The sequence below is a fragment of the Pseudoalteromonas sp. QJM3NY_22 genome (assembly GCF_056173065.1).
The window spans coordinates 4,323,500-4,348,728 of sequence record NZ_CM149655.1; the positions used below are offsets into that span (position 1 = coordinate 4,323,500).

Here is a 25,229-nt window from a genome sequence, read left to right on the forward strand (position 1 = left end):
AGGCGCATTAAGCGCCTTTTTATCTTTAACAGGTAATTACCAACCTATTGATTTTATTCAACTGTAACTGATTTAGCTAAGTTACGTGGTTGGTCAACGTCTGTGCCTTTAATTACCGCTACGTAGTACGACAGTAGCTGTAATGGCAGTGTGTAAACAATTGGCGCAATAATATCGTCAGTGTGGTTTACGTTGATTACACGCATTGTGTCGTCTGACTCAAAGTGTGAATCTTTATCTGCGAATACGTAAATAATGCCGCCACGTGCGCGTACTTCTTCTACGTTTGATTTAAGCTTTTCTAATAGCTCATTGTTTGGTGCTACAACAATAATTGGCATGTCGGCATCAATAAGCGCGAGTGGCCCATGTTTTAGCTCGCCAGCGGCGTAGGCTTCTGCGTGAATGTACGAAATCTCTTTAAGTTTAAGCGCACCTTCCATTGCAATTGGGTATTGCGAGCCACGGCCTAAAAACAGTGAGTGGTGCTTGTCGGCAAACTCTTCTGCAAGGTCTGCAATACCATCAGCGAGTAGTAATGTTTCTTCTAACTTAGCTGGAAGTACTTTAATTGCATTTACAATTGCGCTTTGATCAAGGCCTTTTTCTTGCGCGATAGACGCAGTAAGCATTAACAAACCAACTAATTGCGTAGTAAATGCTTTAGTAGATGCAACACCAATTTCAGCGCCCGCTTTGGTCATAAAGGCAAGGTCTGATTCGCGTACAAGCGATGAGCCCGGTACGTTACAAATGGTCATTGAGGCCATGTAACCTTGCTCTTTAGCTAGGCGTAATGCGGCTAGCGTGTCGGCTGTTTCACCCGATTGAGAAATAGTAACTAGTAGGCTGTTTTCGTGTACAAACGACTGACGGTATCTAAATTCAGAAGCTATTTCTACATTACAGCTAACACCCGCAAACTGCTCAAGCCAGTAACGTGCAACCATACCTGAATGGTAAGACGTACCACAGGCAATAATTTGTACGTGTTTCACATCTTTAAATATTTGCTGAGCGCTTTCGCAAAAGGCATCAATTGCTACGCGGTCGTCGTTTAAACGTCCTTCAAGGGTATTACGTACAGCAAGTGGCTGCTCGTAAATTTCTTTTAGCATGTAATGGCGGTAGTCGCCTTTGCCTGATGCATCTTGCGTAATGTTTGATTCAATCACTTCTCGCTCTACAGCGTCGCCATTTTCATCAAAAATTTCTACTGTGTCACGTGTAATACGCGCTACGTCGCCTTCTTCTAAAAAGATGAAGCTGCGAGTAACTGGTAATAATGCAAGTTGGTCAGAGGCAATAAAGTTTTCACCAAGGCCTAAACCAATAACAAGTGGGCTGCCTGAGCGCGCTACAATAATTTCGTTGTCGTTGTCTTTATCAAATACAACGGTACCAAAAGCGCCTTCAAACTGTTTAACAGCAGCTTGAACAGAGGCTAACAATGTAGTGTGTTGTTGGCGTAATTGATGAATTAAATGCACCATAACTTCGGTATCGGTGTCTGATAAAAATTCATAGCCGTCACCTTTAAGCGCAGCACGTAAGCTTGCATGGTTTTCAATAATACCATTGTGGACAAGTGCAAGCTGGCTATTTGAAACATGTGGATGTGCATTGGCTTCTGTTACGCTACCGTGTGTTGCCCAGCGAGTGTGTGCAATACCTGTATGACCGCTAACGCCTGCTTTTTCTAGCGCTGCTTCTACGTTAACTACTTTACCTACTGCTTTAACAGTATTAAGTGTGTTGCCATCAAGCAATGCTACGCCTGCTGAGTCATAACCACGGTATTCAAGACGCTTAAGGCCTTCAACTAAAATTTTGTTTACTGGACGTTCTGCAACTGCCCCGACTATTCCACACATAGTGTCTCCATTAATTTTTTAAATACTTGCTACTAAGTAGCTATTGTATAATCTCTGCGCAAATTAGTTTTACACCACACGCCTCAATTGCCTTGCGTTTATCGTCAGCTAAGCCATTGTCGGTTATTAATGTGGTTACTATTTTCCACGGTAATTCTAAATTTGGTATTTTTCGGCCAATCTTGTCGGATTCAACCATTACGATTACTTCACGTGCCGCTTTTGCCATAACTTGGCTCAAACCCACCAGCTCATTAAAAGTGGTTGTGCCACGTTTTACATCTATGCCATCAGCACCAATAAATAGCTGATCGAAGTCGTAAGAGCATAATACATTTTCGGCAACTTGCCCCTGAAACGACTCAGAATGCGGGTCCCATGTTCCACCGGTCATCAAAAGTGTCGGCTCGTTTTCAAGTGATAGTAAACGACTCGCGACTTTAATGGCATTGGTCATAACAACTAACCCACGCTTATTTGCAAGCTCGGGGATCATCGCAGCAGTAGTGCGCCCGCTATCTATAATAATTCGGTTATGATCTTTTATAAGTTTTGCTGCAGCTTTTGCTATTGCGACTTTACGCTTTGAATCTATTTCATCGCTAACAATCTCTTTAGGCAGTGCAATAGCACCACCGTAACGGCGCAGCAATAAACCACTTTTTTCAAGCGCGGTTAAATCTTTTCGAATGGTTACTTCGGAGGTTTGAAACTGTTCTGCTAACTTTTCAACCACGACTTCACCTAGCTCATTAACTTGAACCAAGATATTGTGACGACGTTGCTGTGTGTTTCGTTTAGTCATAAATTAAGTTTCGTTTCGAAAGTTATTAGATTTTAAACGAAACAAGTTAAATGACAAGTGAATGAATGAAATTAAAGCAGCTTTAATCAAATAATAATAAAGGTAGAATGCCATAAGCTTTATTTTAAAAGAAACCACATGCAAGTATTTACTAGTTTAAACAAAGAATATTTAGCGCTGCGCAAACAAACTGGCGACACCTGCCGCCTATTTAATAAAAGTCCGAGCAAAGGCAACTTAAAACGTATTAGAGAGTTATTTTTGGAATGTGGTGAGGGCGTTATAATTGAAGCTGGTTTTCATTGCGATTACGGCAATCAAATCGTTATTGGTGATCGTACTTTTATGAATGTTAATTGTACTGTATTAGATGCACCAATTGATGAAGGTGCAATAACGATTGGCAGTGACTGCTTAATTGGCCCTAATGTTCAAATTTTAACTGTGTCCCACGCATTAAACCCAGCTCAGCGTTTAAATAAAGAAAACTTTGCAGCACCAATAACTATAGGTAATAACGTATGGATTGGCGCGGGAGCTATTGTTTTAGCAGGTATTACCATTGGCGATAATAGCGTGATTGGTGCCGGCTCGGTAGTCACCAAAGACGTAACCGCTAATACCGTGGTTGTAGGAAATCCAGCACAAAAAATACGTGACATTTAATAGTCACACAATCTTTATGACGTAAAGTTAATACTGTGTTACTTTTAATTTAACAAAAATGCAACTCGTACTTAGTGATGTTTCTAAATATTGTTTTTATTATATTTTTACTTTTTTCTTATCCGGTATCGGCAAGTGTTTGTGAGCAGGATAAATCGGTTGATATAACGAGTGACATTTTAACCTGCAAGCAAAAAATCAGTAAACTCAAGCCACATTCAACAGCATCATTTGAGGCTAAATTAGAATTAGCTGTACTGTATAGGCAAGCTGGTGATTTAGCCTTAGCAAATTCAGAGCTTGAGCAACTACTTAGCCAAAGTTTAAGTATTTCACAGCAATATCATGTAACGCGACAACTCGGTATTAATGCATACAGACAAAGAGGTTATATTCAATCTCTTACTTATTTTCATAAAACACAAAAGCTTGCTACGCAGTTAAAAAACTTAAGTTATGAAGGTCAAACATCGAATGATCTTGCTAATGTATATCAAGCGCTTGGGGATTTAGACACCGCTTTAACTTTATTTTTAAACAGTTACGACATTGCTAAGCAATTAAACGACTTAAAACGCCAAGCCGTTACTTTAAATAATTTAGGTAATATATCGCGAGATATTAATCAATTAGATGATGCTATCGTGTCATTTCGACAAGCACATTTACTACATACACAACTTGGCAATCAAACAAAGGCAAACCATACGCTGATAAGCTTAGCTGAAGTGTTTTTTAAAAAGTTACAGTTTGATAAAGCTATAAATCTTATAAATTCAACGCTCACGCAGTTAAATAATAGTGGTGCGCATACTCAAGCTTCACGCGCCTACTTACTACTCGCTGAAATCGCTTTAGCTCAAAATAAACTTAATGAAGCACATAAATGGCTAGCAACACAAAAACGTACCCGTAGCCTTATTCAAAATGACAAAGTTGACCAACGGGCGCTATTAATAGAGGCAAAATTAAAACAACTAGAAGGTAATGACACTGAAGCACAAGTGTTATTAAAACAAGGGTTAGCCAAAAACCACAATCAAAACAGCCAACTAACAGAGTTATTTTACATCGCACTCGCTCAGTCACAACAACAATCAAAACAATACCGTGATGCGCTAAGTACGCTTGAAGATTACAATACAATGTTACGCCAAAATCGAACAGATACGGCCAATCTATACCAGCTACGCTTGAAGCAAGCCGATATTCTCCCAAATAAGCCACAACATAACTATTTCACTCTTTATAATGTATTAGCGGTATTTAGTGCCTTTATGGCAGGAATGTTGCTCAGTTATAAATATTTAGCACAAATAAGCAAACCTCCAAATACAGTGAATAACGCCGCCCCCAACGAAGCTACCGACACAGAGCAAGACACTCGCCAATTAATTGTAGAAGTTATGACGCTATCGCTGAGTATTTGGGAACAAACAAGCTCAAAAACAAGAATTGAGCTAGCAGAAGAAAGTAAAATGTGGAAAGTAAACATTGATGATGGTCGGCTGCGGGTGCGTACATTAGAGCGCTATTTAGCGATTAAAACACTGCCTAAAAAACCACGCTGGCGTAATATAATAAAAACCGCACATTATGTTATTAACCACTGCAATGAAGAGCATGATGATTTACATAAACTAAAACAACAAATACAAAAGCTTGAAGTACTTGCTAAAGCCTCACCTCACTATTTAACCTGAACTCTGGTTAAGAGATTTACTAACATATTGAATCATGGTGATATTTAAATTTATTTTCTCTAGCCAGAGATTTTCAATGAAAACAAGGCGAATTTACGCGTCAATAGCGGGCCTATTGCAAGTAAATTCAACGCAGTTAGCGCTGAAAATAGCTGCTCGAGATAGATTTATTATCCAGAGTTCAGGTTACTTAACCTGAATCAGAATTAAAAAGCACAAGGTATCACTTATATCACCTCGTGCTACGGTTTAACTATTTTGCTGTATCACAGATATAACACGCTAATGTAACGCCCATGTTGGCTTTAAATTTTTGATGATGTTCGTCCCCTTTAAATTCATAAGGGCCTTCAAAGCGAGTAAATATTTGCATATCTGGGTTTAATGTATTGTCAAAACGCATCATATTTGAGTGTAACGACTCACACATATTGTTTCCCATATCGTAAGCTAAACGCCAATCATCAAACTGGCCACAATCTAACATCGGACTTTCTCGACCTGATGCTGAAAGCCTTTTTTCCGTACACCCACTACTTGTATCACTTTTTAAAAATGAAAACGTTCCTGTCGATATTTTCATTGAAGCGAGGAACGTTGTTTGCTTTTTAGGGCCGTTTTGCGCATTAGCTTGCAGTTCTTCTTGCAGCATTTTTGCACTATGAGCATGTGCAAAGGTTGTTAGTAACAGACTTGATATTAAAATTGTATATTTCATTATATTTACCTCCATTTATTTACTTGCTCCTGTTGTTGAGACTGTATTTACATATCTATTAAATACAAAATCAACTCAAAAAGTGTGCATCAAAGAGAGGTAAATCACACTTAAAATCATGGGGCAATTGGGTAAAAACGGGTAAATTTATTTTTAAGTTATTGTATTTAAAAATATATATATTTATTCAATTCAAAAAATGATGCCCAGCATGTTTACACCCCCTTACTTTTCTCACTTTTACCTAACTCGCCCCCTGCTGACCCTGCTAATTCCTTTCGTGATGAAAATAAACAAGCAATATAAAAGGGCACATTATTTGTGCTTATTTATTATTTATGGAGGAATAAAAATGAAACGTACATTAATGACACCACTTGCTTTAGGTTCTCTTGTATATATGGCAATCATAAGTACCACTGCATTTGCAGGTACTGTTGAAAATACCAACCACCGTACTACCGCTTTAGAAAATGATTATGGTGCAATGGCACCTGCTCAAGTTAGCAAACAAACTTGGCAGACTATTTCAGCGTGGTCTACTGACTCGCTTTCTTTGCTTGATTTTATGGCTGAAAACGACGAAGAAGCGGTACTCAATCATTATATTGAAAAACTAACCGCAACTTATCGGGCCGAAGAAATCTTAAGCCAAATAAAAGAGATAGACGTAAATGCGCTTGATTTATGGTCTACGGTGCTTGCTGATCACTCACCAGAGGACAGCTATTACCTTGCGCGCTACCTTATACAATATAAGCCGGCTCTTTTTAAGCAATGGTTAACAATGCAAAAAATGGTTTCGTTAGCTGAGTTTGTCGAAATAAACAATCCACGGTTATTTGAAGCGTGGTTTGAAACTTACGCAGCTCCTAAGAAAAAAGGGCTCTCTGTTTTAAGCTATAACAAGGAAATGGATCCAACTACTTATAATGAAATTAAAGAGTTATTAAATAAAGATGCAAAGGGTGGTCCAAAGTCAGCCTGCGCCTGCCAAATGGTAGTGCCAAATACAGGCTCTGGTACTGTGGTAACAAATTACCCTTCAACCCCATCAGCCTCAACTGATACGTCTAGTGACAATAAAGGAATGTCTAAACACGGACTTAACTTTACCAGTACTGCTTACGGCGCATTTCATTCAGGCGATGGTGAGCGTTGGTCAAAACACAAAGCCTATGGCTACGACAACACAATAAGCCATAACTCTACTGAGTTTTCGGTAAAAATGCTGTGTGCCGATAAAGCGGGTTTTGATTGTAATCAAAGTAATTCATGTTCAGGAAACTTAGAAGTTAGAGGCACTTATGCCTCGCGTTTCCATGTAAAAGGGACTGCAAGACAAATTTGGTCAAAAGCCACTAATGCACACTCTGCCGATGGTGCAAAGTTTGCCGTTGATTTACCTGGTTCTGCCCCTGAGATTGTATTGTTTAATAAAGCCGGTGGTGCAGCAATGAGCTTTAACACTGGATGGGATATTAACTCGGTGCTGGGCACTATAAAAGCAGCTTTAGGTATTACTGCTGCAATAGTGAATGACAATGCGGGCAGCTTACTCGATGCACAACTTGCCAGTGATTTAATTACTAATATTGCAGGCATAATTACCCGCTCGGGTAACGAAGCAAGCGTAAACTCGACGATGCGAGCTCGATTTGATTCATCTGACGTAAGTCCATTTTTGTTGCAACCTAACGAAGTTTACCACTTCACGCTGGACTCAGAAGCCCATGTTAAAGCACGAGGTTATGGCGGTTATTCTGATAGTCATTTTGAGTTTGGTAGCTCTGGCGCTGTAATGTATGCCGCTAATCACTTTACTTGTGGCCCAAATGTTACCGCACCTATGCCTACCGGTTTATGGTTTTATGCCAGCCAGTCAGGTCCTGATAACACCGCATCTCTTCGTAGTGATGTAGAAGGCTGGCTATCTATTCAGCTAAATCAAGGTGTTAATGCTATTCAGCAGCAAGGGGTTGTATATTAAGCACTGCGATCAAACTTATAAAGGGTAGGTGTTTCCTACCCTCTTTTGTATGTTTAAAGCAAAGGAACCATCATGAAAAAACTACTTACATTTTTTATCACTGCACTTACAATAACAGCAAGTATGCATTGTGCAGCAATAGCAAAACAATTCGATACAAGCACACTACCCGTACTATTTTATGCAAACCAAGAAAGCTATTTAGCTCAAACACCTTGGTTTAATTTTACATACCTGCAACGTAAAATACAGCTACAAACTTGTAAGGAAGAAGCGTGTATTCAACGTTTACAATTTTTAGAACTTCAAGAAGGAGAGCAAAGCCATAAACAAAATAATGGCTCAGCTTTTTTAGGTAAAGCAGATAAAGTACACACATCAAATACCTATTCCAAACTCAGATTAGGCCAGAGTAATCACAATACATTGCATGTTAGCGGTAACCAACGGCGTATTCTTTTTTCTTTCGAGATCACTGAAAAAGGCACGCCATTACGGTTCAAATTTGAAGACGAACAAGATTCTCTAATCTCACAGGAACAACATGCCCTTGTTCGCTCGTCTAAGTTATGTATATCAAAGTGTGAAACAACATGGCAGGCATACAGTGTAGGTGAGGAGGGTCAATACACTCCAATAACTTTCCACCAGCAGGCAAAGGATCAGTGGGTTGTTAAAGAATTAGATAACACTATTAGAATTGAATTAACCGCTTTATTTGGTCAATATTCGGCGCCTTTACATCAGTATCACAATGAAGAAACATCATTTTCTAGCTACCAAGTAAATAGTAATGCCATCATAAATACACTGAGTCATGATCAACAAAATCAATATAATTTTGAGCATACTAAAGTAATTGGTTTGAGTGAAAATACATGGCTTTTGCAACAAGATAGTACTCTACAGCTGACTGATAATAATGCAAAAATTATAAAGTCTCGCGAGCTATCAACTTGGCACGTAAACAAATTTATAAGCAGCTATATATCAAAAAATCAGATTTATTTATTAGCACAAGTGAGTGATAAGTACCTAACCCCACCTTCAAAGCAAACCGTGATAGCCCAGTACCCTAAGAAAAAGCAAAATAGAATGCGCCCCGTAGTGCTCTATGAGTTCGATTTAGCGCTTAACTTAATATCTAGCACCACACTCTATTTACCAGAAAGTGAACTACCGTATGCACAAATAACACTTCAATCGTGGGGAGTATTAGTAGGTACAGGTGAAGCCGCAGCTGCATCGGTTAATCACACTTATCAAAGCAACCAATCATCTGCAAATATGGCAAACTGCCCGATGATAAATGACGGCTATGGTTATGGCTTATTATGTTGGAAAGCATTGAACAACCCAACTACAAATTATACACCTAGTGCAGCTAGTAGCATGATCCCAGTAACGGTTGTTGACAATACAACGCCAAACCTACTTAACCAACTGGAGGCAAACCAACATGGAACAATATTCGATAACAGCGGCACTCCTGTTGATCCTGGCGGCTCATGGACACATGAAAATAACGTTGCAATAAACAAAGAGGACTTAGGCCTATCAATTGCGATGTATAATGAACGTTGGAATTCTCCTGTTGCGGCAAATATTATTTTCCCCGCAGGTAGCTCTTCTCGTCCTGTTATGTTTAGAGCTGTAGAATATTCTGCAGCAAATACCAGCAACCTTCCACACAATGTGTGCAATCAGTTTGCTGCCAGTTCTGGCTAGCCTGAATACCAAGCCGCTGATGCATGTATGACGCAAGCAAACTTTGGCCTATTTAGTTTAGAAAGTCTGAAATTTGATCGCTGGCAGGGCGGTATCTACCACCCCGACCAAAGCGTAAGTGGCAATGATAATAGCTGGTTTCCGTGGTTTACTAATTTTGTTGGCGACCCTCCTGTCGAAGACGTTTTTACAGCTGAAGCAGTCCATGAAATGGTGGCTCGTATGCGTATTAACGCTGCAAATATTGGAACTTTAATACAAGATTCATACATTGACGGGCATTTGTATACCCAAGCACATGTAGCTGGGTATTACATTTCGTATCAATAAAATTTACGATACAAAAAAGGGTTAGTGTGTTCACTAACCCTTTTTTAATTCACGGAGCTTTATTTACTCATAACGTAAAGTAAGCGATGGCCGTGTGCTTGCAGCTTTAAATGCAAGGCTTGCAACCGTGAGCCAAGTAAAGAGTGCGACCACAAGCGCCGCAACGCCATATACCCAAATGGCTTGCTCAATACGGTCGTTAAAACCTTGCAACCAATTATCCATTAGCCAATAAGCTAGAGGCAAAGCAATTGCCGCCGCTGCGAACACCATGATTAAAAACTCACGGGCAAGTAGATTAACTAAACTTAAACGGGTTGCACCCAATACTTTTCGAATGGCTAATTGCTTTTGCTGACGTTTCGCTGCAAACGCTGCAAGTCCAAATAAACCTAAGCAACTTAAAAACATGGCCAGCACAGAGAAATTTCGAATGAGCACAAATAAGTCATGCTCGACGCGATAAACCTTGGCTAAGTCTTGCTGCATCAGGCTAAATTGCGGATCGGCGGTTAAATTAAACTGCTTTAAAAGCTGGCGTAACTGATTAAATAACTGAGGAAAGTTTGCTTGTTCGGTCCTTATCACCAATCGAACGGTTGATTGTGAGCTATACCCTGCTGAAAATGACACAGGTAGCCAATCATCTTTCGCCGAGCCGACTTTAATGTCTTTTACCACACCGACAATGGTTGCATTAATGTTGCGATAAAGCCCCTGAACTTGCAGACCTACCACCTCATCCATATTATCGTAACCAGCACGTTTTGCCATTTGTTCGGTCACCAAAATAGCCACTGCTTGAGGGTTGTCTTCGCCCTGCTGCGCCCCAGTATGCTCATTAGTAGAGTGCAACCAATCGCTCTGGAACTGTGGTGAAAAGTCTCTGCCTGCAAGTAGTGTCAAACCCAAGGTTTCAACGGCATGGAAACCTGTGCCTATGGTCGGTGGCAGTTCACTTTCCTCATAGCCGTTTGGCCATCGGAAATAAAAGCTTTCAAGAATACTGTCGGTTAAGTCTGTGTCAGTAGTAGTTATTTGCACTACACCGGGCAACGCTCGGATCTCATTGAGTATCGCGTGTTCTTTTTCCATCAATTGCTTGCTACTTAAATCGTGTATCACAATGCGATCTGTCGCATCATAACCAAGCGATAAGTTTTGCAAGAACGTTAACTGTTGTAAGCTCACCATAGTACAAACAATTAAGGCCATTGCCATGGCTGCTTGAAATACTAACAGACCTTTACGCACCACCTGACCTGTTTGCAATTGCCCTGCAAGTAAACTTTTTAGCGGTGCGCGTGCGACACAAAAAGCCGGATAAGCACCAGATATAAAAGCCAATAAAAACACCACACCCAATACAGCTATCAATTGTGACCAACCCCAAACTAGCAGCAATGGGCGGTTTGCAAAGCCACTAAAACTTGGTAATAACATCTCAACCCAACACAACGCTAACACCGTAGCAAGGGTCACCATTAGTAAGGCTTCTAACAAAAATTGCAGTATTAATTGTCGCTTACTCGCCCCCAAGGTTTTGCGCATGGCAATTTCTTTGCTGCGATAAAGTAATTGCGATACCGCAATATTAATGTAATTGGCTGCAGCAATGGCGAGTAGTAACACGCTCAATATCAGGCTCAAGTTCACTAAAAAAGCCGACCCGCCAGGTTTAAATTCAAATGGCGAATGGGCTTTAAAGTACACCTCTCGCATCGGCACTAAACGATATTCAAGTTGGCTGTTCTTTATCTGATATTTTTCGATAAGACGACTAGCTAACTGCTTTTCTATGTCTTTTAAATCAGCTCCTTGCTGAGTTTTTAGATAAACATAACTCGATATATCATTATGTTCGGTGAAATCAACAGACACTAAAGCATGAAACAAAAAGTGGCTGTTATCGGGTAAATCATCAAAAACAGCACGCACAGTGACTCTTTTCTCGCCCATCAATAAGGTTTGTTCGAACGCATTGCTAACACTGCCGAATAACCTCGCAGCCTCACTAGCACTCAAGGCGATTTGATTGGGTTCTGAGAGCACTTGTTCAAGGTTGCCAGCCATCACATCTAGATGAATAAAATCACGTAAATTGGCCGATGCTCCATATAAATTACGCAGCTTAAATACTTGCCCTGCAACATTAATATGATCAGTAAATAAATCACTATCGACCACATCTGCCAGCACCAATAAGTCGCTTACATCACTACGTGAAGACACTGTCTGCGCAATGCTTACAACGGTTAATGGAATCTCTTCTAAACCCGGTACCTTTACATCAACATGCAGACGATATACTTGCTGGTGATCGGGCTGCATTTCATCAAACGACAATTCATACTCTGCGAATAAAGCCACTAACAGAGCTGCGGCAAGACCAATACTTAACCCAGAGACACTCAATAACGAATAAAGCTTATGTTGCTTAAATACTCTAAATGCTGTTGTTACATGTGATATCAACATATCTAACCTATAAGATTTTGTTCTCACCCAAAAATGGCCTACCTGTTACTCCGATAGACCATGGTTTTGACTAATAAATTTTATTTACTCATAACGTAAAGTAAGCGATGGCCTTGTGCTTGCAGCTTTAAATGCAAGGCTTGCAACCGTCAGCCAAGTAATTACTGCAACACTAAGGGCTGCAATTAAATAAACCCACAGCGCTTGATCAACACGCTCATTAAAATTAGCGAGCCAATCGCCCACCAGCCAATAGGTTAATGGGTATGCAATGGCTACACTCACCAACACTAAAATTAAAAACTCTTTTGCCAGTAGGTTCATAATACTAATACGTGATGCGCCAAGTACTTTGCGTACCGCCACTTCTTTTTGGCGACGAATTGTGGCAAACGAAGCTAAACCAAATGTACCTAAGCAGGTTAAGAATACCGCAAGGCCCGTAAAAATAAGTACTACAAAAGAAACACGCTCATCAGCTTTTAAAACCGCTTTATAGTTTTCAGCTAGTAGGTTTATTTTTGGCTCATAAATATTAGACACCTCAGCCAAGGCTGCGATCACTTCTTGCTTTATAGCTGGGAGCTTATGCAAATTAACTGTTAAAATCACTTCAGATACCGGTGCTAAATAGTTAAAGCCACATAAAAACATAATGTTAGAATTTGCATCTTGTGCATTACCAATTTTTACATCTTTTACAACACCGACAACCCGCATATCCACATTACGCCCTGTGTCTTTAATTGTTTGTCCAACAATATCAGCCACATTGCTATAACCAGCCTGCTTGGCAACGGTTTCTGTAATAATTGTGCCCACCGTTGTAACTCCGTTTGCTCGCGTCGCCCAGTCTGAGGAAAACTCACGGCTAAAGTCTCTACCAGCAATGAGCGTAAGGCCTAGCCCTTTTACGACATCAAAACCAGAACCTATCACAGGGGTTATTCCACCTGATGATTCTCCATTGGGCCAAGTTGGCTGTAATGTATTATTAATTGAAACGGTTAAACGGGTATCAATAATCGTTGCTTGCTCTACGCCATCAATAGCCGTCAAGCGATTAATGAGTGCGCTAGGCTGCTGCGTAAATACCGATTGCACAGGCAACTCTGAAACCACTAAGCGTTGCTGTGTTTGATAGCCCAAAGGAAGACTTTGTAAGTGAGATAATTGGTTTAATAACGTAATCGAGGCAATGATCAGGCCTATTGCCAATGAAGCTTGTAGGGTTAATAAACTTTTACGCACCCAAGTAGCTGTACTGCCTCGTTGTAAATCGCCACTTAATACTCGTTTAGCGCTAAATGATGAGATAAACAATGCAGGGTACAAACCGGCAAGTATGCCTACAGCAATCACCACGCTCATAATACCCAAACCAAAGGCTGAAAAATAAATCACGACTAGCTCACGATCGACTAACTGATTAAAGCTCGGTAATAACAGCTCTACTAATACACATGCAGTAATCATCGACAATAACGCAACCAACATAGACTCAGCTAAAAATTGCGTTACTAACTGCCCTTTACTTGCGCCAAGCGCTTTACGCACCCCAACTTCTTTAGCACGCCTTGTGGACTGCGCCACCGTCATATTGATAAAGTTAAAGCCCGCAATTAAAATAAGCAACACACTCAAACCCGCACAAATCATTACGACTTGCTTTGCGCCACCCGCTTTCATTTCAAATGGTGATTTGGCTATTAAATGTAAGTCTAATAGTGGGTGAAATTCAATGGCAATTTGCCCCGCCATTTGCCCATTAAAGTATTGTTTAGAAAGTGTATCCGCAAGTGCGATTGGATCGGCCTGTGGCGCTAAACGCATATAAACGTAGCTACTATTCATCATAAGGTTGCTCGGGTCATGTTTTACATACACTAGGTTTTTAAATGCAAAGTGAGTATTGCTTGGTAAATCCGCAAACACCGCCCGTACAGTATATTGCCCTTGTTCGTGCTGTAGCGTATTACCAATAACATTCACAGAACCAAAAATACGCAGTGCTTCAGACTCACTCAATGCTAGGCTACCAGGTGTACTCATAGCATTTTTTAAATCGCCAGCCAATGTGTTCATATTGATAAAATTCTCAATATTGGGAGTTGCTCCATATAAATCGCTGAGCTTAAAACCCTGATCGCGATACTGTACGTCAACCATCGCCTCTCTAGTCATCGACACCATAGTCAAACCAAAGACTTCTTCCACTTGGCTATACTCGACTGCCTTCGCTCCTTGTGAATAATTGAAGATTGGGATCACAAATAAGCCCAACTTCGAGAAGTCTTGGCCTACGCGGTAAACACGTTCAGCATGTGGCTGCTGACTATCGTAAGACAGCTCATTTTGTGCGAACAACGCCACTAAAATAGCTGAAGCTAAGCCAATACTTAAACCTAATACATTTAAAATAAAATGTTGTTTTTGCTGTTTGAACGAACGCAGCGCTGTAATAAAGTAACTTACAAACATGCTATGCAACCTCCACCGTTTGTTGTACGTTATTTGCTTTATCAAGCATCACTTGGCCATCAAGTAGGCGTACTAAACGATCTGCGTAATTACCCTCTTTATCAGAGTGCGTAACCATAATTACCGTGGTGCCTTCTTTATTTAATTCGCGGAGCATTGCCATTACTTCATCACCATTTTTTGAGTCTAAATTACCCGTTGGTTCATCAGCTAAAATTAGCTTAGGGTTAATCACCAAAGCACGCGCTACAGCCACACGCTGCTGCTGACCACCCGATAACTGTTGCGGTAAATGATCGCCTCGATGATCAATACCCACTCGCTTTAAAATGGTTTCAACACGCTCTTTACGCTCACTTTTTGAAATTTTTTGATATTGCAAAGGCAGCTCTACATTTTGATAAACTGTCAATTCATCAATTAAGTTAAAGCTCTGAAATACAAAACCAATCGAGGCTTTACGTAACTCTGCTAATTGTTTTTCGCTATAACCTGCAATGTCAGTACCTGCAAACTCAAAGCTTCCACTTGTTGGCGAATCTAACATGCCTAAAATAGATAATAAGGTTGATTTACCACAGCCAGATGGGCCCATAATTGCTAAAAAATCACCTTCTTTTACGGTTAGAGTAATATTGCTTAGTGCAGCTGTTTCAACATCTTGAGTACGAAATACACGGCTTAAATTAGTTAGTTTAATCATTATTGTTATCCTTAAAATTGTAGTTGTTGTGCTTTTTCGAAGTTGCTGTAGCTTGAGGTGATCACTTGATCCCCTGCTTTTAGCCCTTCAAGCACTTCAAAATAATGTTGATTTTTTTTACCTAAACGAATATCACGGCGCAGTGCTTTATCACTACCTTGCTCAATTACGTAAACCCAATTACCACCCGAGTTTGTGAAAAATGCGCCTCGATTAAGCAATAAGGCATTGTTTTTGTTGTTGCCAAGCATCAACTCAAGGTCAATACTTTGGCCACGCTTAATACTTTTAATGTTACTTGGTAAATCCACTTCGATTTGAAATTGAGACTGCTGTACGCGGCTATCAATTTTGCTCACTTTGGCAGTAATCGCGTCATCATCAAGTTCAATCATCACGGCCATATCGCGCTGAACTTGATTTAAATAAAACTCATCAAGACGCACCACTAATTTGTACTCGTTAGGAATATCGATTTGTCCGAGGCGTGCGCCGCTGCTTTTTGATTCGCCAATTTCTACATCAAGCTCACTTAAATAACCTGATACCGGTGCTTTTACTAATAAGTTATCGAGGTTTCGACGAGCAAATTGAAGGTTTTTCTCGAGCATTTTAGCGCTATCTGAAAGCTGTGCGACTTGCACTTCACGTATTGACTTTTCTTGCTTTTGACGCTCAAGCGTTAGCTCCTTGCGAGCATGGTAATAACTTAAATCTTCCTCAAGCTCTGCTAATTTATCTTGCGCCAACACCCCACTTTTAACTAATGGTTTAGTTTGTTTTAAACGGCGCGTTAAATGCGTAATCTTTAACTCTATTTCTAATAAGTCGCGGCGTAAGTTTAAACGGCTGGTTTCCATATTCATTTGCGTATTACGTAAAAAATTTAGCTGCTCTGTTACTTGAGCCTCACGGCCCATAACATCAAGTTGCAAGTTAGTATTACTCAAGCGCACCAAGGGCTGGCCTGCTTCTACAAATTCGCCTTGCTCTACCAAACGCTCCTCAACTTGGCCACCGGCGATAGTATCAAGGTAAATACTGGTTTTTGGCACCACTTGACCGCGTAAGCTCAACGCATCTTTAAATGCACCTTGTTTAACTGTGCTAACGGTGAGGCTACTGCGCTCAACATGTTGGCTACGACCGATATCGCTAGTTTGCGTAAAGCCATACGCAGCCGCCGCAACACCTAAGGCCATCGTTGCAAAGATGAATTTTTTAAAATACTTTTGAGTAAATGAGCGTTCTATTTTCTTATCCATGTTGCCGCCTTGATACAGGTTTAATTTAACTAATTACCTATTGCTATTACAAAGCGTATGCCAACTTTAATTATTCTTTAATTACAACAGCTTGAATAACACCTTATACAGATAGATACTTTAAGTGTCCGTTTATAGAACACTTTTTATTTTAATAAGCGTCCATTTATGGACACTGTTCCTTTTTTGTTTTAGTCTAAATAAAACTCTATAAAAATAAAAACCATGAAACACACAGACTCAATTTTAATTGTTGACGACAATCCCGATATTCTCATTGCAGCACGCTTGCTATTAAAGCAACACTATCAAAGCGTCAAAACTACTGATAATCCCTTTGATATTGCTGGCATTATTAGCAAGCAACGAGAAAGCGATCAGCCCATTGACGTGATTTTATTGGATATGAACTTTAGCCAAGATTCGATTAGCGGCAAAGAAGGGTTTTATTGGCTCAAAAAAATCATTGAGCAAGACGCTAATATTGTGGTGCTACTGATGACCGCTTACAGTGATATTCAGCTTGCGGTGGATGCCATTAAAGCAGGTGCGTCTGATTTTATTGCTAAACCTTGGCAAAATGAGCAATTACTTGGCGCGGTTGCTGCTGCGTTCTCGCACGCAAAAGACAAGCAACAAGTTGGTAAACTTACTCGCCAAAAGCAGGGACTTAATCAGGCATTAAACACGCCATCATTTGAGTTTTTAGGGCAAAGCGCAGCAATGCAGCAAGTATTTAATACTATCGAAAAAGCCGCGCAAACCGACGCTAATATATTGGTCACTGGCGAAAGTGGCACAGGTAAAGAGCTCACCGCTCACGCAATTCATCAAGCAAGTATGCGCAGCGAACAAACCTTTATGAGTGTAGATATGGGCGCAATAGCGCAAAACCTGTTTGAAAGTGAGTTATTCGGCCATAAAAAAGGCGCGTTTACTGACGCTAAAGCTGATCGAATTGGTAAATTTGAACTTGCCCAAGGCGGCAGTTTATTTTTAGATGAGTTAGGTAACTTACCTCTTGAACATCAAGCTAAGTTACTCGCCGCATTGCAAAACCGCCAAGTAACTCCGATCGGCAGCAGTAAAACAATTGATATTGATATTCGCCTCATTTGTGCCACTAACGATAATCTTGAGCAAGCCGTCGTTGACGGTCGCTTTCGTCAAGACTTACTGTATCGTATTAATACTGTTGAAATCAGATTACCTCCCTTACGTGAGCGTAGTGACGACATTCCATTACTAGTAGATTATTACCTAAATCATTTTTCACAAAAATACAAACGCGACTTAACCATTGCAGCAGATGATATGACATCACTTTGCCAATACTCATGGCCGGGTAATGTGCGTGAGCTAGCCCACTCAATAGAGCGCGCGGTAATATTAAGTGAAGGCGAAAATCTTGATGTGAGTTCAGTGGTTGGCGCTACCGCTAACAACAATAATAATGCGAATAATACAGCCGTTAATAGCAATAATTCATACGACACTTTTGATTTAGAGGCACTTGAACAACGCACAGTTCGAGCTGCCCTTACTCATCATCAAGGTAATGTAAGCCACGCTGCCAAAGCGCTTGGTTTAACGCGCGGTGCTATGTATCGTCGCCTTGAAAAGTATGGATTATAAACATGCGACCTTACTTTTCCCTCGGATTTAACCTAGTCGCATTAAGCAGCTGCAGTGCATTACTGTGCTACTTACTTATTAATAAAGGTTTCTCGGCAACATTATTGTTAATCGTCTTAGTTAGTATTGCGTTGAGCGCCCATATTTTCACACTATTTACTCGCCAACAAAAACAAGCTGAAATAGTTATTCGCGCACTCGCTAATGGCGATAGTACGTTAGGCCTTAGCCAGTATCACCCAATGCGCCAGCAGTTCGATCAAGTAAAAGCACAAATGCAAACCGCACGCTTTAATGCCGAGCAACAAGCTCAGTTTTTACAAGCATTACTAATTCATGTCGATTTGGCTGTATTGGTGTCTGATAACAGTGGCCAAGTGATTGAATCAAACCCCGCTGTAAGTAAGCTTTTAGGTAGAAACATTAAGCACTTGAGTGAATTGGGCGCTGTGGGTGATCTTCTTTTAAAAGCCGAGCGAAACGTACGTAATACCCTGCATTGGCAAACAGGTGAACAGCAAGATACATTATCAATTGCACTCAGCATCGCCGAAATTCAAGGTAAAGTTCGCCGCGTTGTCAGCATACAGTCTATTCACGACCAATTGCAGTTAAAAGAGCAGCAGGCCTATAAGCGCTTAACTAAAGTGCTAACTCACGAAATAGCGAATTCTATAACGCCACTTTCATCACTCGCTAACACGTGCACCACTTTATTACCGCAAACACTGTGCTTTAATGAGCTTGAAGATAAGCAAGATTTACAGCTCGCACTCACTACACTTGCGTCTCGCACTGAGCATTTAGGCGATTTTATAGCACGCTTTCGTCAAGTTAGTAGCTTACCTACACCTAAATTAGCGCCTTATAATTTAGCTAGTGTGCTCACACAAATAGTTGCATTACATCAGCAGCAAGCATTTAGCCAAGGCACTACTTTTGAGCTTAATATTAATACCCAACAATTAGTGATGCTCGACAACAGTCAAATAGAACAAGTACTGGTTAACTTAGTTAAAAATGCACTTGAAGTACTCGCCACAAGCCACCAACATAACGCGCAAAATCCTAATAAAACACCAACGATTCAACTCACCCTCGCGCAAAATCACGCACAACAGCTTTACATTGAAGTCAGCGATAACGGACCTGGTATTGCTGAACATGTTATCGACATGGTATTTGTGCCCTTTTTTTCTACCAAACAACAAGGCTCGGGTATTGGTTTGAGCTTGTCGCGGCAAATTATGCTCAACCACGGCGGTGATTTGGTTTATGTACAAAAACCACAAGGGGCATGTTTTAGGTGTGTGTTTGGGTGAGTAATCAGTAGATCGTCGTTCACAGCAACAACATAAAGCAGCAATCCTACAACAAACTGCTTTACGTGCGAAAGCACGTCCACTGTAGGTCGTCATTTATGGCGACAACACAGAGTAGCTTAACTCTACTACAAACTGCCTTACGCGCTAAAGTACGTCCACTCTAGGTCGTCATTTATGGCGACAAATACCTACAAATATACTGAATTCCAAAAAGGGTAATCACCAAGCTTGTTGACTATGCTACGCCTTAAAGGGTTCGGTGTAACGTTTTTTAGCGAATTCAATTATACCTTATCCTTATGCTGTTTGTTTTTTATACCGCAAAGATCAACACGCCCTAGCAAGTTGGCTGTGTATACTAAATAATTGCTGGTATACCAAATCATGGTTATTTTGCGTATTAGGCAACGAAGGAGCCATAGTTACAGGAGGTGTGACTTGTGTGGCTGCGACAATATTTACGTTCAGCAAAGTCGATAAAAATAAAAAAAGTAAGATTAAACGCATCCATCATCCTTAAAAAACAAGCCCGTTTGGCCAATACTAAATCGATAAATTATTGTAACCCTATTAATTTAACTGAGTTTAACAATACATACCATCTAAAATACTCACCTGTAAAATAGTTTAAACGGGTGATTATAGCGCTGTTTATAACATTCCCTCATAGCTTAGTTCTTAAGGAACACAGACCGTGTGACTTCCTATCTTAAAACGGCAAATATCATTGTTTTTCTCAATGCTTTGCCGCTTACAATTTACCGCTAGTAGCTCAAATACACGATGTATCTTATGGCTGCACCGTGTTTGTTCTATGCAATCCAGAATATCATCCAACCAAAGATAACTGCACTTACTCGCTCTAAATGTCGAGATCGCACACTTAAACATACCCGCTGCACTATGGCAGATAAAACGCTTGATAAGTGTTTGCAGTATACTCAGCCAAACCAATGATTCGGCAATATGAGGATCTCGTGTGATGAACCCTTTAAGGTTATTCCATGACTTTAGTTCTTTGAAAAACAACTCAATTTGCCAACGAGTTGCATATATATCGAGTAGCTCGTCAAAGCTAAACTGTGCCTCTTTTAAATTAGTAACAAGGAAAACGGGGCGCTTTTCATTCGGTAAATAGATAAGCCTGTACTCGGGCCCATTTTTCTTCCAACGTACTGTTAATTCAAGTGGTTGGCTTGCGAATTTATCGAGTAACGTTTTGAGTTTAATGTTCTTTTCTTTAAGTTCTATACCCGCGCAATAGGCTGATGTAACGATTGGGTTAATGTTTTTATTTGCTCTGATCAAAAAATATCCGCCATCTTGAGCTACTTGCTCAAAGTAATCTAAGTCAAAATACCCAGCATCAGCAAGTAATAACGTATCTTCAAGTGTGTGGCTACCTGGTAAAAAGGCGCGCTCAGTTTCAACATCAGGACGGATATCTATTTCGCAGGGTTGTTCATTAAATAGGTCATAGGTAACGTGCAACTCAATTGCGGCAGGACTTACAGCAGTAAAACGACCAGCAAAAACCTGCGCTAATTCATCATGTAGAGCAAATGAAGAACCATCTTGCAATAACACTCGCTGTATTCCTCGCTGGGTAAAAAAGGTTTTATCCAGCGTGTTTACAGTCAATTTAGACATCGCTTGAATAACGAGCTCACGGACAAGCTCAGTCAAGGCTGGTTTTCGAATTTGATTATGAAAGGGTTTATAACTTATCGTGCAATCAGCCTGCGTTCGCAAGTTTTGATGGATATCTGACAAGTTAGCGTCTTGCAGGCAAGATAAGCTTTTAAATACGGCTTTGAGCAGAGAAACGATCGACAGGCAACGGTGTCGAACTTGAAATCCAGAGGTTTTTGCAAGCTCAATGAGGTGTTTTTCTGAGATAAGGGCTTTTAATTGGTTTGAAACTTGGTTAATCTGCATGTGAACTCTGTTTTTAGTCATGTTTTTATTGGCGTAACTATTTGATCATTAACAGAGTTCAACTTCAAGTTTTCTTAAGATCCAACCTATGAACATTCCCTATGTTAAGCTAACCGGCTTTTAGCTAGCTGCATTTATATTACGGAGTAGTTTTTACGTGTTTTTAAATCGATATATCGGCATTTTGCCACTGATTTTTATTTTATCTGGCTGTGAGACAACACCAGAACAACCAGCCCCTAAAACAATTATTAAAGCCAATCCTGTTGTTAATCAACAAAGTAAAGCAATTGAACAAATCGCGCCTTTAAGTCCTAAAGAGCTGGATGATGTTTGGCAACGTATTCGCGCGCAGCTAAGCTTTACTAATTCAAGCCACCCCGCTGTGAACAAGCGTATTGCTTGGTACTTATCTCATCCTAATTATATGGATGAAATTAGCCGCCGCGCTACACCCTATCTTTATCATATAGTGACTGAAATAGAAAAACGAGATTTACCAATAGAGCTGGCATTAATGCCACTTATTGAAAGCGATTTTGATGCAAGCGCCTATTCTCATAAACATGCGTCTGGCCTGTGGCAGCTAACGCCCTCTATTGCTAAATATTTTGTAACTATTCACCATGGTAAATTATTTTCAAAGGATCTTTTTTAACTATTGACCGATCCCGCCAGTATGCCAAGCTAGGGCTATGACCTAATAGCCCTAGCTTCAATGAATTTAAACAGCATCAACATCGACGAAATCGTTGAGAAAACCAAAGCTCAATTACAAGAAGGTAAAACTCTCACGCCTGCGCTGAAGATGTCTATTGAACTCATTCTGGTTGTCGTTGTTATGTTAGCAAGTAAATTAGGACTTAACAGTAACAATAGCAGTATCCCGCCATCAAAAGACATCAACCGAAAAAAACAAAACAAAGAGAAATCAGCCAAGTCAGCGGGTGGTCAAAAAGGCCGTGCAGGTAAAACACTAACCCAAACACAGACGCCTGATGAGATCAAAATCATCCTAGTTGAACGTGATTTTTTACCGAAAGGTCACTACCGTGAAATTGGCTTTCAAAAACGACAGGTTGTCGATATAGATATCAGGAAAGTGGTCACTGAATACCAAGCACAAATTCTGGAAAATGAGCAAGGTAAGCGTTTTATTGGTGAATTTCCAGAAGACGTTAACAGTCCTATTCAATATGGGGTTGGTGTAAAAGCCCATGCAGTTTACCTATCCCAATATCAATTACTCCCTTACAACCGCATTGAAGAATATTTTTGTGATCAACTCGGTATTCCAATCAGTGCGGGTAGTTTATTTAACTTTAATGAACAAGCAGCGGCCTTGGTAAAGTCCTCCGGCGCAGAAGCCGCGCTCAAGAAAGCCCTGAAAACGACTTATCAAGCCTTACACGTTGATGAAACGGGGATTAATATAGGTGGTAAACGACGATGGCTTCATGGTGCATCAACGACGTGGTGGACGTATTTTTACCCGCATGAGAAAAGAGGGAAAATAGCGATGGATGACGCCGATATTTTACCTCACTTTACTGGGGTACTATGCCACGACCACTGGAAACCGTATTATCAATATACACAGTGCCAACATGCCTTGTGTAATGCACATCATATCCGAGAGTTAGAAAGGGCATGGGAGCAAGACGGTATGCAATGGGCAAAGGATTTGCAAACCCTACTGACTGAAATCAATAAACATCAAATAGATAACCCCGAGCTAGATGCAGACACAAAAGCTCACTATATAGAGAAATATCAACAAATATTGGCTCAAGGTGACATTAAATGCCCTCCACCGGATAGAAACAGCCGAGTAAAAGGCCAGCGAGGCAGATTGAAACGAACAAAGTCTAGAGCGTTGTTAGAGCGGTTAAGAGATTATCAAGATGATGTCTTACGGTTCATGACGGAAACAGCGGTGCCTTTTAGCAACAACCAAGGTGAGAATGATATTAGGATGACCAAGGTTCATCAAAAGATATCTGGGTGCTTCAGAAGCATGCAAGGTGCAGAGATGTTTTGTTTAATCAGAAGCTACCTCTCGACTTGCAGAAAACAGCATGTATCAGCAAGCCTAGCCCTTGAATTACTCTTCAAAAATCAGTTACCTGATATATTTATTGAAAATGTGGCTGAATAGTTACAATATTTTAAAGTAAAAATTTCACCTTGGTATGACGGTAGACAAGACGTGATAGACAGTACCCGTGCAGCATTGGATTTTATGGAGTATTTATACAAACGTTTCGATGGCAATTGGTATCATGCTATTGCGGCTTATAATTTAGGTGAAGGCCGCGTTTTAAGAGCAATTAAAAACAATAAAAGGCAGGGTAAGCCAACCGATTTCTTCAGCTTAAAACTACCTAAACAAACAAGTCAATATGTCCCTAAGTTACTTGCTGCTGCCCAACTACTCAAAAGCCAAAAAATGGCATTTCCTGCGATAGCAAACAAAAATACCATTGCGGTAATACCAGTTTCGGGATCTGTTATCATAGATAACAAAAAGAAGTGGCAACAACTCGAATCATTAAATTACGGTGTGATCCGCTTTCCAGCAGTTATTGATGCACCTCATATCGTTGTTCTTGCCGATGAGCAAATAGAGTTTAAAGCAATGCTCGCAAATCAAAAAAGTAGTGATTACAGTCAATGGCAACACTACACCATTCAATCTGGCGACAGCCTCAGTGTCATAGCTAAACGCCATGCAATAACAGTTAATCAGTTAAAGGCCTTTAACAATCTAAAAAGCAATCGTATTCGCGCAGGGAAAAAGCTGATACTCCCTATACTTGCAGATCAAGAAATCGAGCATAAAGTTAAATCAGGCGAAAGCTTATGGAAAATCGCTAAGTATTACAAAGTCAGTATTAACAAACTAAAACAATGGAATAACCTTTCAAGTGACCATTTAAAAATAGGTAAAAAACTTACTGTATTCTTGTCTAATAGCTAACTACTTGGCTAATTATTAAATATATGAGCTGATAATTTTATCAGCTCATATACCCTTCAAAGAAATGGTTTGATTATTTATCAATCATACCAATATCATTTATTAAGTGATTCGGTTTATCCATTTTTAAAATACATACATTTAAAACTGCAACATTTGAGCAAAACACATTTAATGCTCTACATACTTGCTCCACACAATACATAAGTTGTGACTGCAGGACCTCGAGTGAGTAATGTTCGCTACTCCCTTATATTTAAATTTTCTGCAGACGTAAAAAAGCCCGACTATTTCTAGTCGGGCTTTCTACAATGTGAGGCCGGTGCGCTACGCAGTAGAATGTCGTGGTACCCACAGCGGTGGAAAGTCACGTAGCAAATGCTACTTTATTGGGAGGTCGGACTGGGATAATGGCCGACTGAGATATTGAGGGGTTTTGTTGTGATTCTAGCGTCGGGAGTCGCTTCGCTCGCTCGCCCTACGTGATGGGTGTTGATGTAGTGTGTGTTAATTGCGCGAATTTCACTTTTCTGCAGACGTAAAAAAAGCCCGAATCGCTAGATTCGGGCTTTCTACAATGTGAATTCGGTGCGCTACGCAGTAGGATGTC

General features: G+C 40.3%; 17 protein-coding genes and 1 pseudogene. 10 read left to right on the forward strand and 8 right to left on the reverse strand.

All coding sequences use genetic code 11. The annotated features are described in order from the left end of the window. Window positions 1-53: 53 nt before the first annotated feature. Both glmS and AC0VZ4_RS19930 read right to left on the reverse strand, forming a co-directional pair. Complete coding sequence (glmS, locus tag AC0VZ4_RS19925; RefSeq protein ID WP_475440522.1) at window positions 54-1,874, reverse strand: glutamine--fructose-6-phosphate transaminase (isomerizing); 1,821 nt, start codon at window positions 1,872-1,874, stop codon at window positions 54-56. 40 nt (window positions 1,875-1,914) lie between these two features. Next, on the reverse strand, window positions 1,915-2,679 hold the full coding sequence (locus AC0VZ4_RS19930; RefSeq protein ID WP_033030535.1) for a DeoR/GlpR family DNA-binding transcription regulator: 765 nt from the start codon (window positions 2,677-2,679) through the stop codon (window positions 1,915-1,917). A 138-nt stretch (window positions 2,680-2,817) separates the two neighbouring features. Between AC0VZ4_RS19930 and AC0VZ4_RS19935 the strand changes: the two genes are divergently transcribed. Next, entirely contained in the window at window positions 2,818-3,345 is a 528-nt protein-coding gene (locus AC0VZ4_RS19935; RefSeq protein ID WP_475440523.1) for a sugar O-acetyltransferase, read from the forward strand. Window positions 3,346-3,422: 77 nt separating this feature from the next. Continuing rightward, window positions 3,423-5,048: a tetratricopeptide repeat protein gene (locus tag AC0VZ4_RS19940; RefSeq protein ID WP_475440524.1), complete on the forward strand. Its 1,626-nt coding sequence runs from the start codon at window positions 3,423-3,425 to the stop codon at window positions 5,046-5,048. Window positions 5,049-5,301: 253 nt separating this feature from the next. On the opposite strand, the gene AC0VZ4_RS19945 is transcribed toward AC0VZ4_RS19940, so the two are convergent. Beyond that, window positions 5,302-5,766, reverse strand: coding sequence for a hypothetical protein (locus AC0VZ4_RS19945; RefSeq protein WP_475440525.1), 465 nt, complete (start codon window positions 5,764-5,766; stop codon window positions 5,302-5,304). 352 nt (window positions 5,767-6,118) lie between these two features. Here AC0VZ4_RS19945 and AC0VZ4_RS19950 point away from each other — a divergent pair, with 352 nt between their 5' ends. From AC0VZ4_RS19950 to AC0VZ4_RS19960, 3 genes are all read left to right on the forward strand, one after another. Next, window positions 6,119-7,756: a hypothetical protein gene (locus tag AC0VZ4_RS19950; RefSeq protein WP_475440526.1), complete on the forward strand. Its 1,638-nt coding sequence runs from the start codon at window positions 6,119-6,121 to the stop codon at window positions 7,754-7,756. Between the two features lie 72 nt (window positions 7,757-7,828). Beyond that, window positions 7,829-9,484 carry a hypothetical protein gene (locus AC0VZ4_RS19955; protein WP_475440527.1) on the forward strand — a complete coding sequence of 552 codons (1,656 nt, stop codon included), beginning with the start codon at window positions 7,829-7,831 and terminating at the stop codon, window positions 9,482-9,484. 27 nt (window positions 9,485-9,511) lie between these two features. Beyond that, on the forward strand, window positions 9,512-9,814 hold the full coding sequence (locus AC0VZ4_RS19960) for a hypothetical protein (RefSeq protein WP_475440528.1): 303 nt from the start codon (window positions 9,512-9,514) through the stop codon (window positions 9,812-9,814). 63 nt (window positions 9,815-9,877) lie between these two features. On the opposite strand, the gene AC0VZ4_RS19965 is transcribed toward AC0VZ4_RS19960, so the two are convergent. From AC0VZ4_RS19965 to AC0VZ4_RS19980, 4 genes are all read right to left on the reverse strand, one after another. Continuing rightward, window positions 9,878-12,292, reverse strand: a complete 2,415-nt coding sequence (locus tag AC0VZ4_RS19965; RefSeq protein WP_475440529.1) for an ABC transporter permease — start codon at window positions 12,290-12,292, stop codon at window positions 9,878-9,880. 84 nt (window positions 12,293-12,376) lie between these two features. Further along, a complete protein-coding gene (locus AC0VZ4_RS19970; protein ID WP_475440530.1) occupies window positions 12,377-14,773 on the reverse strand; it encodes an ABC transporter permease in 2,397 nt (798 codons plus the stop codon). A 1-nt stretch (window position 14,774) separates the two neighbouring features. Then, complete coding sequence (locus tag AC0VZ4_RS19975) at window positions 14,775-15,476, reverse strand: ABC transporter ATP-binding protein (protein ID WP_007377361.1); 702 nt, start codon at window positions 15,474-15,476, stop codon at window positions 14,775-14,777. Window positions 15,477-15,487: 11 nt separating this feature from the next. Continuing rightward, window positions 15,488-16,741 (reverse strand): efflux RND transporter periplasmic adaptor subunit, encoded by a 1,254-nt coding sequence (locus AC0VZ4_RS19980; protein WP_475440531.1) that lies wholly within the window; start codon window positions 16,739-16,741, stop codon window positions 15,488-15,490. A gap of 225 nt (window positions 16,742-16,966) precedes the next feature. Here AC0VZ4_RS19980 and AC0VZ4_RS19985 point away from each other — a divergent pair, with 225 nt between their 5' ends. Beyond that, the gene (locus AC0VZ4_RS19985; protein ID WP_475440532.1) at window positions 16,967-18,376 is read left to right on the forward strand and encodes a sigma-54-dependent transcriptional regulator; all 1,410 of its coding nucleotides are present in this window, start codon (window positions 16,967-16,969) and stop codon (window positions 18,374-18,376) included. A gap of 2 nt (window positions 18,377-18,378) precedes the next feature. Next, window positions 18,379-19,698, forward strand: a complete 1,320-nt coding sequence (locus tag AC0VZ4_RS19990; RefSeq protein ID WP_475440533.1) for a sensor histidine kinase — start codon at window positions 18,379-18,381, stop codon at window positions 19,696-19,698. A 681-nt stretch (window positions 19,699-20,379) separates the two neighbouring features. Here AC0VZ4_RS19990 and AC0VZ4_RS19995 read toward each other — a convergent pair. Then, entirely contained in the window at window positions 20,380-21,639 is a 1,260-nt protein-coding gene (locus AC0VZ4_RS19995; protein WP_475439645.1) for an IS4 family transposase, read from the reverse strand. 184 nt (window positions 21,640-21,823) lie between these two features. On the opposite strand from AC0VZ4_RS19995, the gene AC0VZ4_RS20000 reads away from it, so the two are divergent. From AC0VZ4_RS20000 to AC0VZ4_RS20010, 3 genes and pseudogenes are all read left to right on the forward strand, one after another. After that, window positions 21,824-22,297, forward strand: coding sequence for a transglycosylase SLT domain-containing protein (locus AC0VZ4_RS20000; RefSeq protein ID WP_475440534.1), 474 nt, complete (start codon window positions 21,824-21,826; stop codon window positions 22,295-22,297). Between the two features lie 60 nt (window positions 22,298-22,357). Then, complete coding sequence (gene tnpC, locus AC0VZ4_RS20005) at window positions 22,358-23,797, forward strand: IS66 family transposase (protein ID WP_475439674.1); 1,440 nt, start codon at window positions 22,358-22,360, stop codon at window positions 23,795-23,797. 3 nt (window positions 23,798-23,800) lie between these two features. Continuing rightward, window positions 23,801-24,619: pseudogene (locus AC0VZ4_RS20010) on the forward strand (LysM peptidoglycan-binding domain-containing protein); the annotation flags it as partial. Between the last annotated feature and the right edge of the window lie 610 nt (window positions 24,620-25,229).

Excerpts from the sequence above, each read along its gene's own strand:
- glmS (WP_475440522.1), bottom strand. The coding sequence starts at position 1,874 with ATGTGTGGAATAGTCGGGGCAGTTGCAGAACGTCCAGTAAACAAAATT.
- AC0VZ4_RS19930 (WP_033030535.1), bottom strand. The coding sequence starts at position 2,679 with ATGACTAAACGAAACACACAGCAACGTCGTCACAATATCTTGGTTCAA.
- AC0VZ4_RS19935 (WP_475440523.1), top strand. The coding sequence starts at position 2,818 with ATGCAAGTATTTACTAGTTTAAACAAAGAATATTTAGCGCTGCGCAAA.
- AC0VZ4_RS19940 (WP_475440524.1), top strand. The coding sequence starts at position 3,423 with ATGTTTCTAAATATTGTTTTTATTATATTTTTACTTTTTTCTTATCCG.
- AC0VZ4_RS19945 (WP_475440525.1), bottom strand. The coding sequence starts at position 5,766 with ATGAAATATACAATTTTAATATCAAGTCTGTTACTAACAACCTTTGCA.
- AC0VZ4_RS19950 (WP_475440526.1), top strand. The coding sequence starts at position 6,119 with ATGAAACGTACATTAATGACACCACTTGCTTTAGGTTCTCTTGTATAT.
- AC0VZ4_RS19955 (WP_475440527.1), top strand. The coding sequence starts at position 7,829 with ATGAAAAAACTACTTACATTTTTTATCACTGCACTTACAATAACAGCA.
- AC0VZ4_RS19960 (WP_475440528.1), top strand. The coding sequence starts at position 9,512 with ATGACGCAAGCAAACTTTGGCCTATTTAGTTTAGAAAGTCTGAAATTT.
- AC0VZ4_RS19965 (WP_475440529.1), bottom strand. The coding sequence starts at position 12,292 with ATGTTGATATCACATGTAACAACAGCATTTAGAGTATTTAAGCAACAT.
- AC0VZ4_RS19970 (WP_475440530.1), bottom strand. The coding sequence starts at position 14,773 with ATGTTTGTAAGTTACTTTATTACAGCGCTGCGTTCGTTCAAACAGCAA.
- AC0VZ4_RS19975 (WP_007377361.1), bottom strand. The coding sequence starts at position 15,476 with ATGATTAAACTAACTAATTTAAGCCGTGTATTTCGTACTCAAGATGTT.
- AC0VZ4_RS19980 (WP_475440531.1), bottom strand. The coding sequence starts at position 16,741 with ATGGATAAGAAAATAGAACGCTCATTTACTCAAAAGTATTTTAAAAAA.
- AC0VZ4_RS19985 (WP_475440532.1), top strand. The coding sequence starts at position 16,967 with ATGAAACACACAGACTCAATTTTAATTGTTGACGACAATCCCGATATT.
- AC0VZ4_RS19990 (WP_475440533.1), top strand. The coding sequence starts at position 18,379 with ATGCGACCTTACTTTTCCCTCGGATTTAACCTAGTCGCATTAAGCAGC.
- AC0VZ4_RS19995 (WP_475439645.1), bottom strand. The coding sequence starts at position 21,639 with ATGCAGATTAACCAAGTTTCAAACCAATTAAAAGCCCTTATCTCAGAA.
- tnpC (WP_475439674.1), top strand. The coding sequence starts at position 22,358 with ATGAATTTAAACAGCATCAACATCGACGAAATCGTTGAGAAAACCAAA.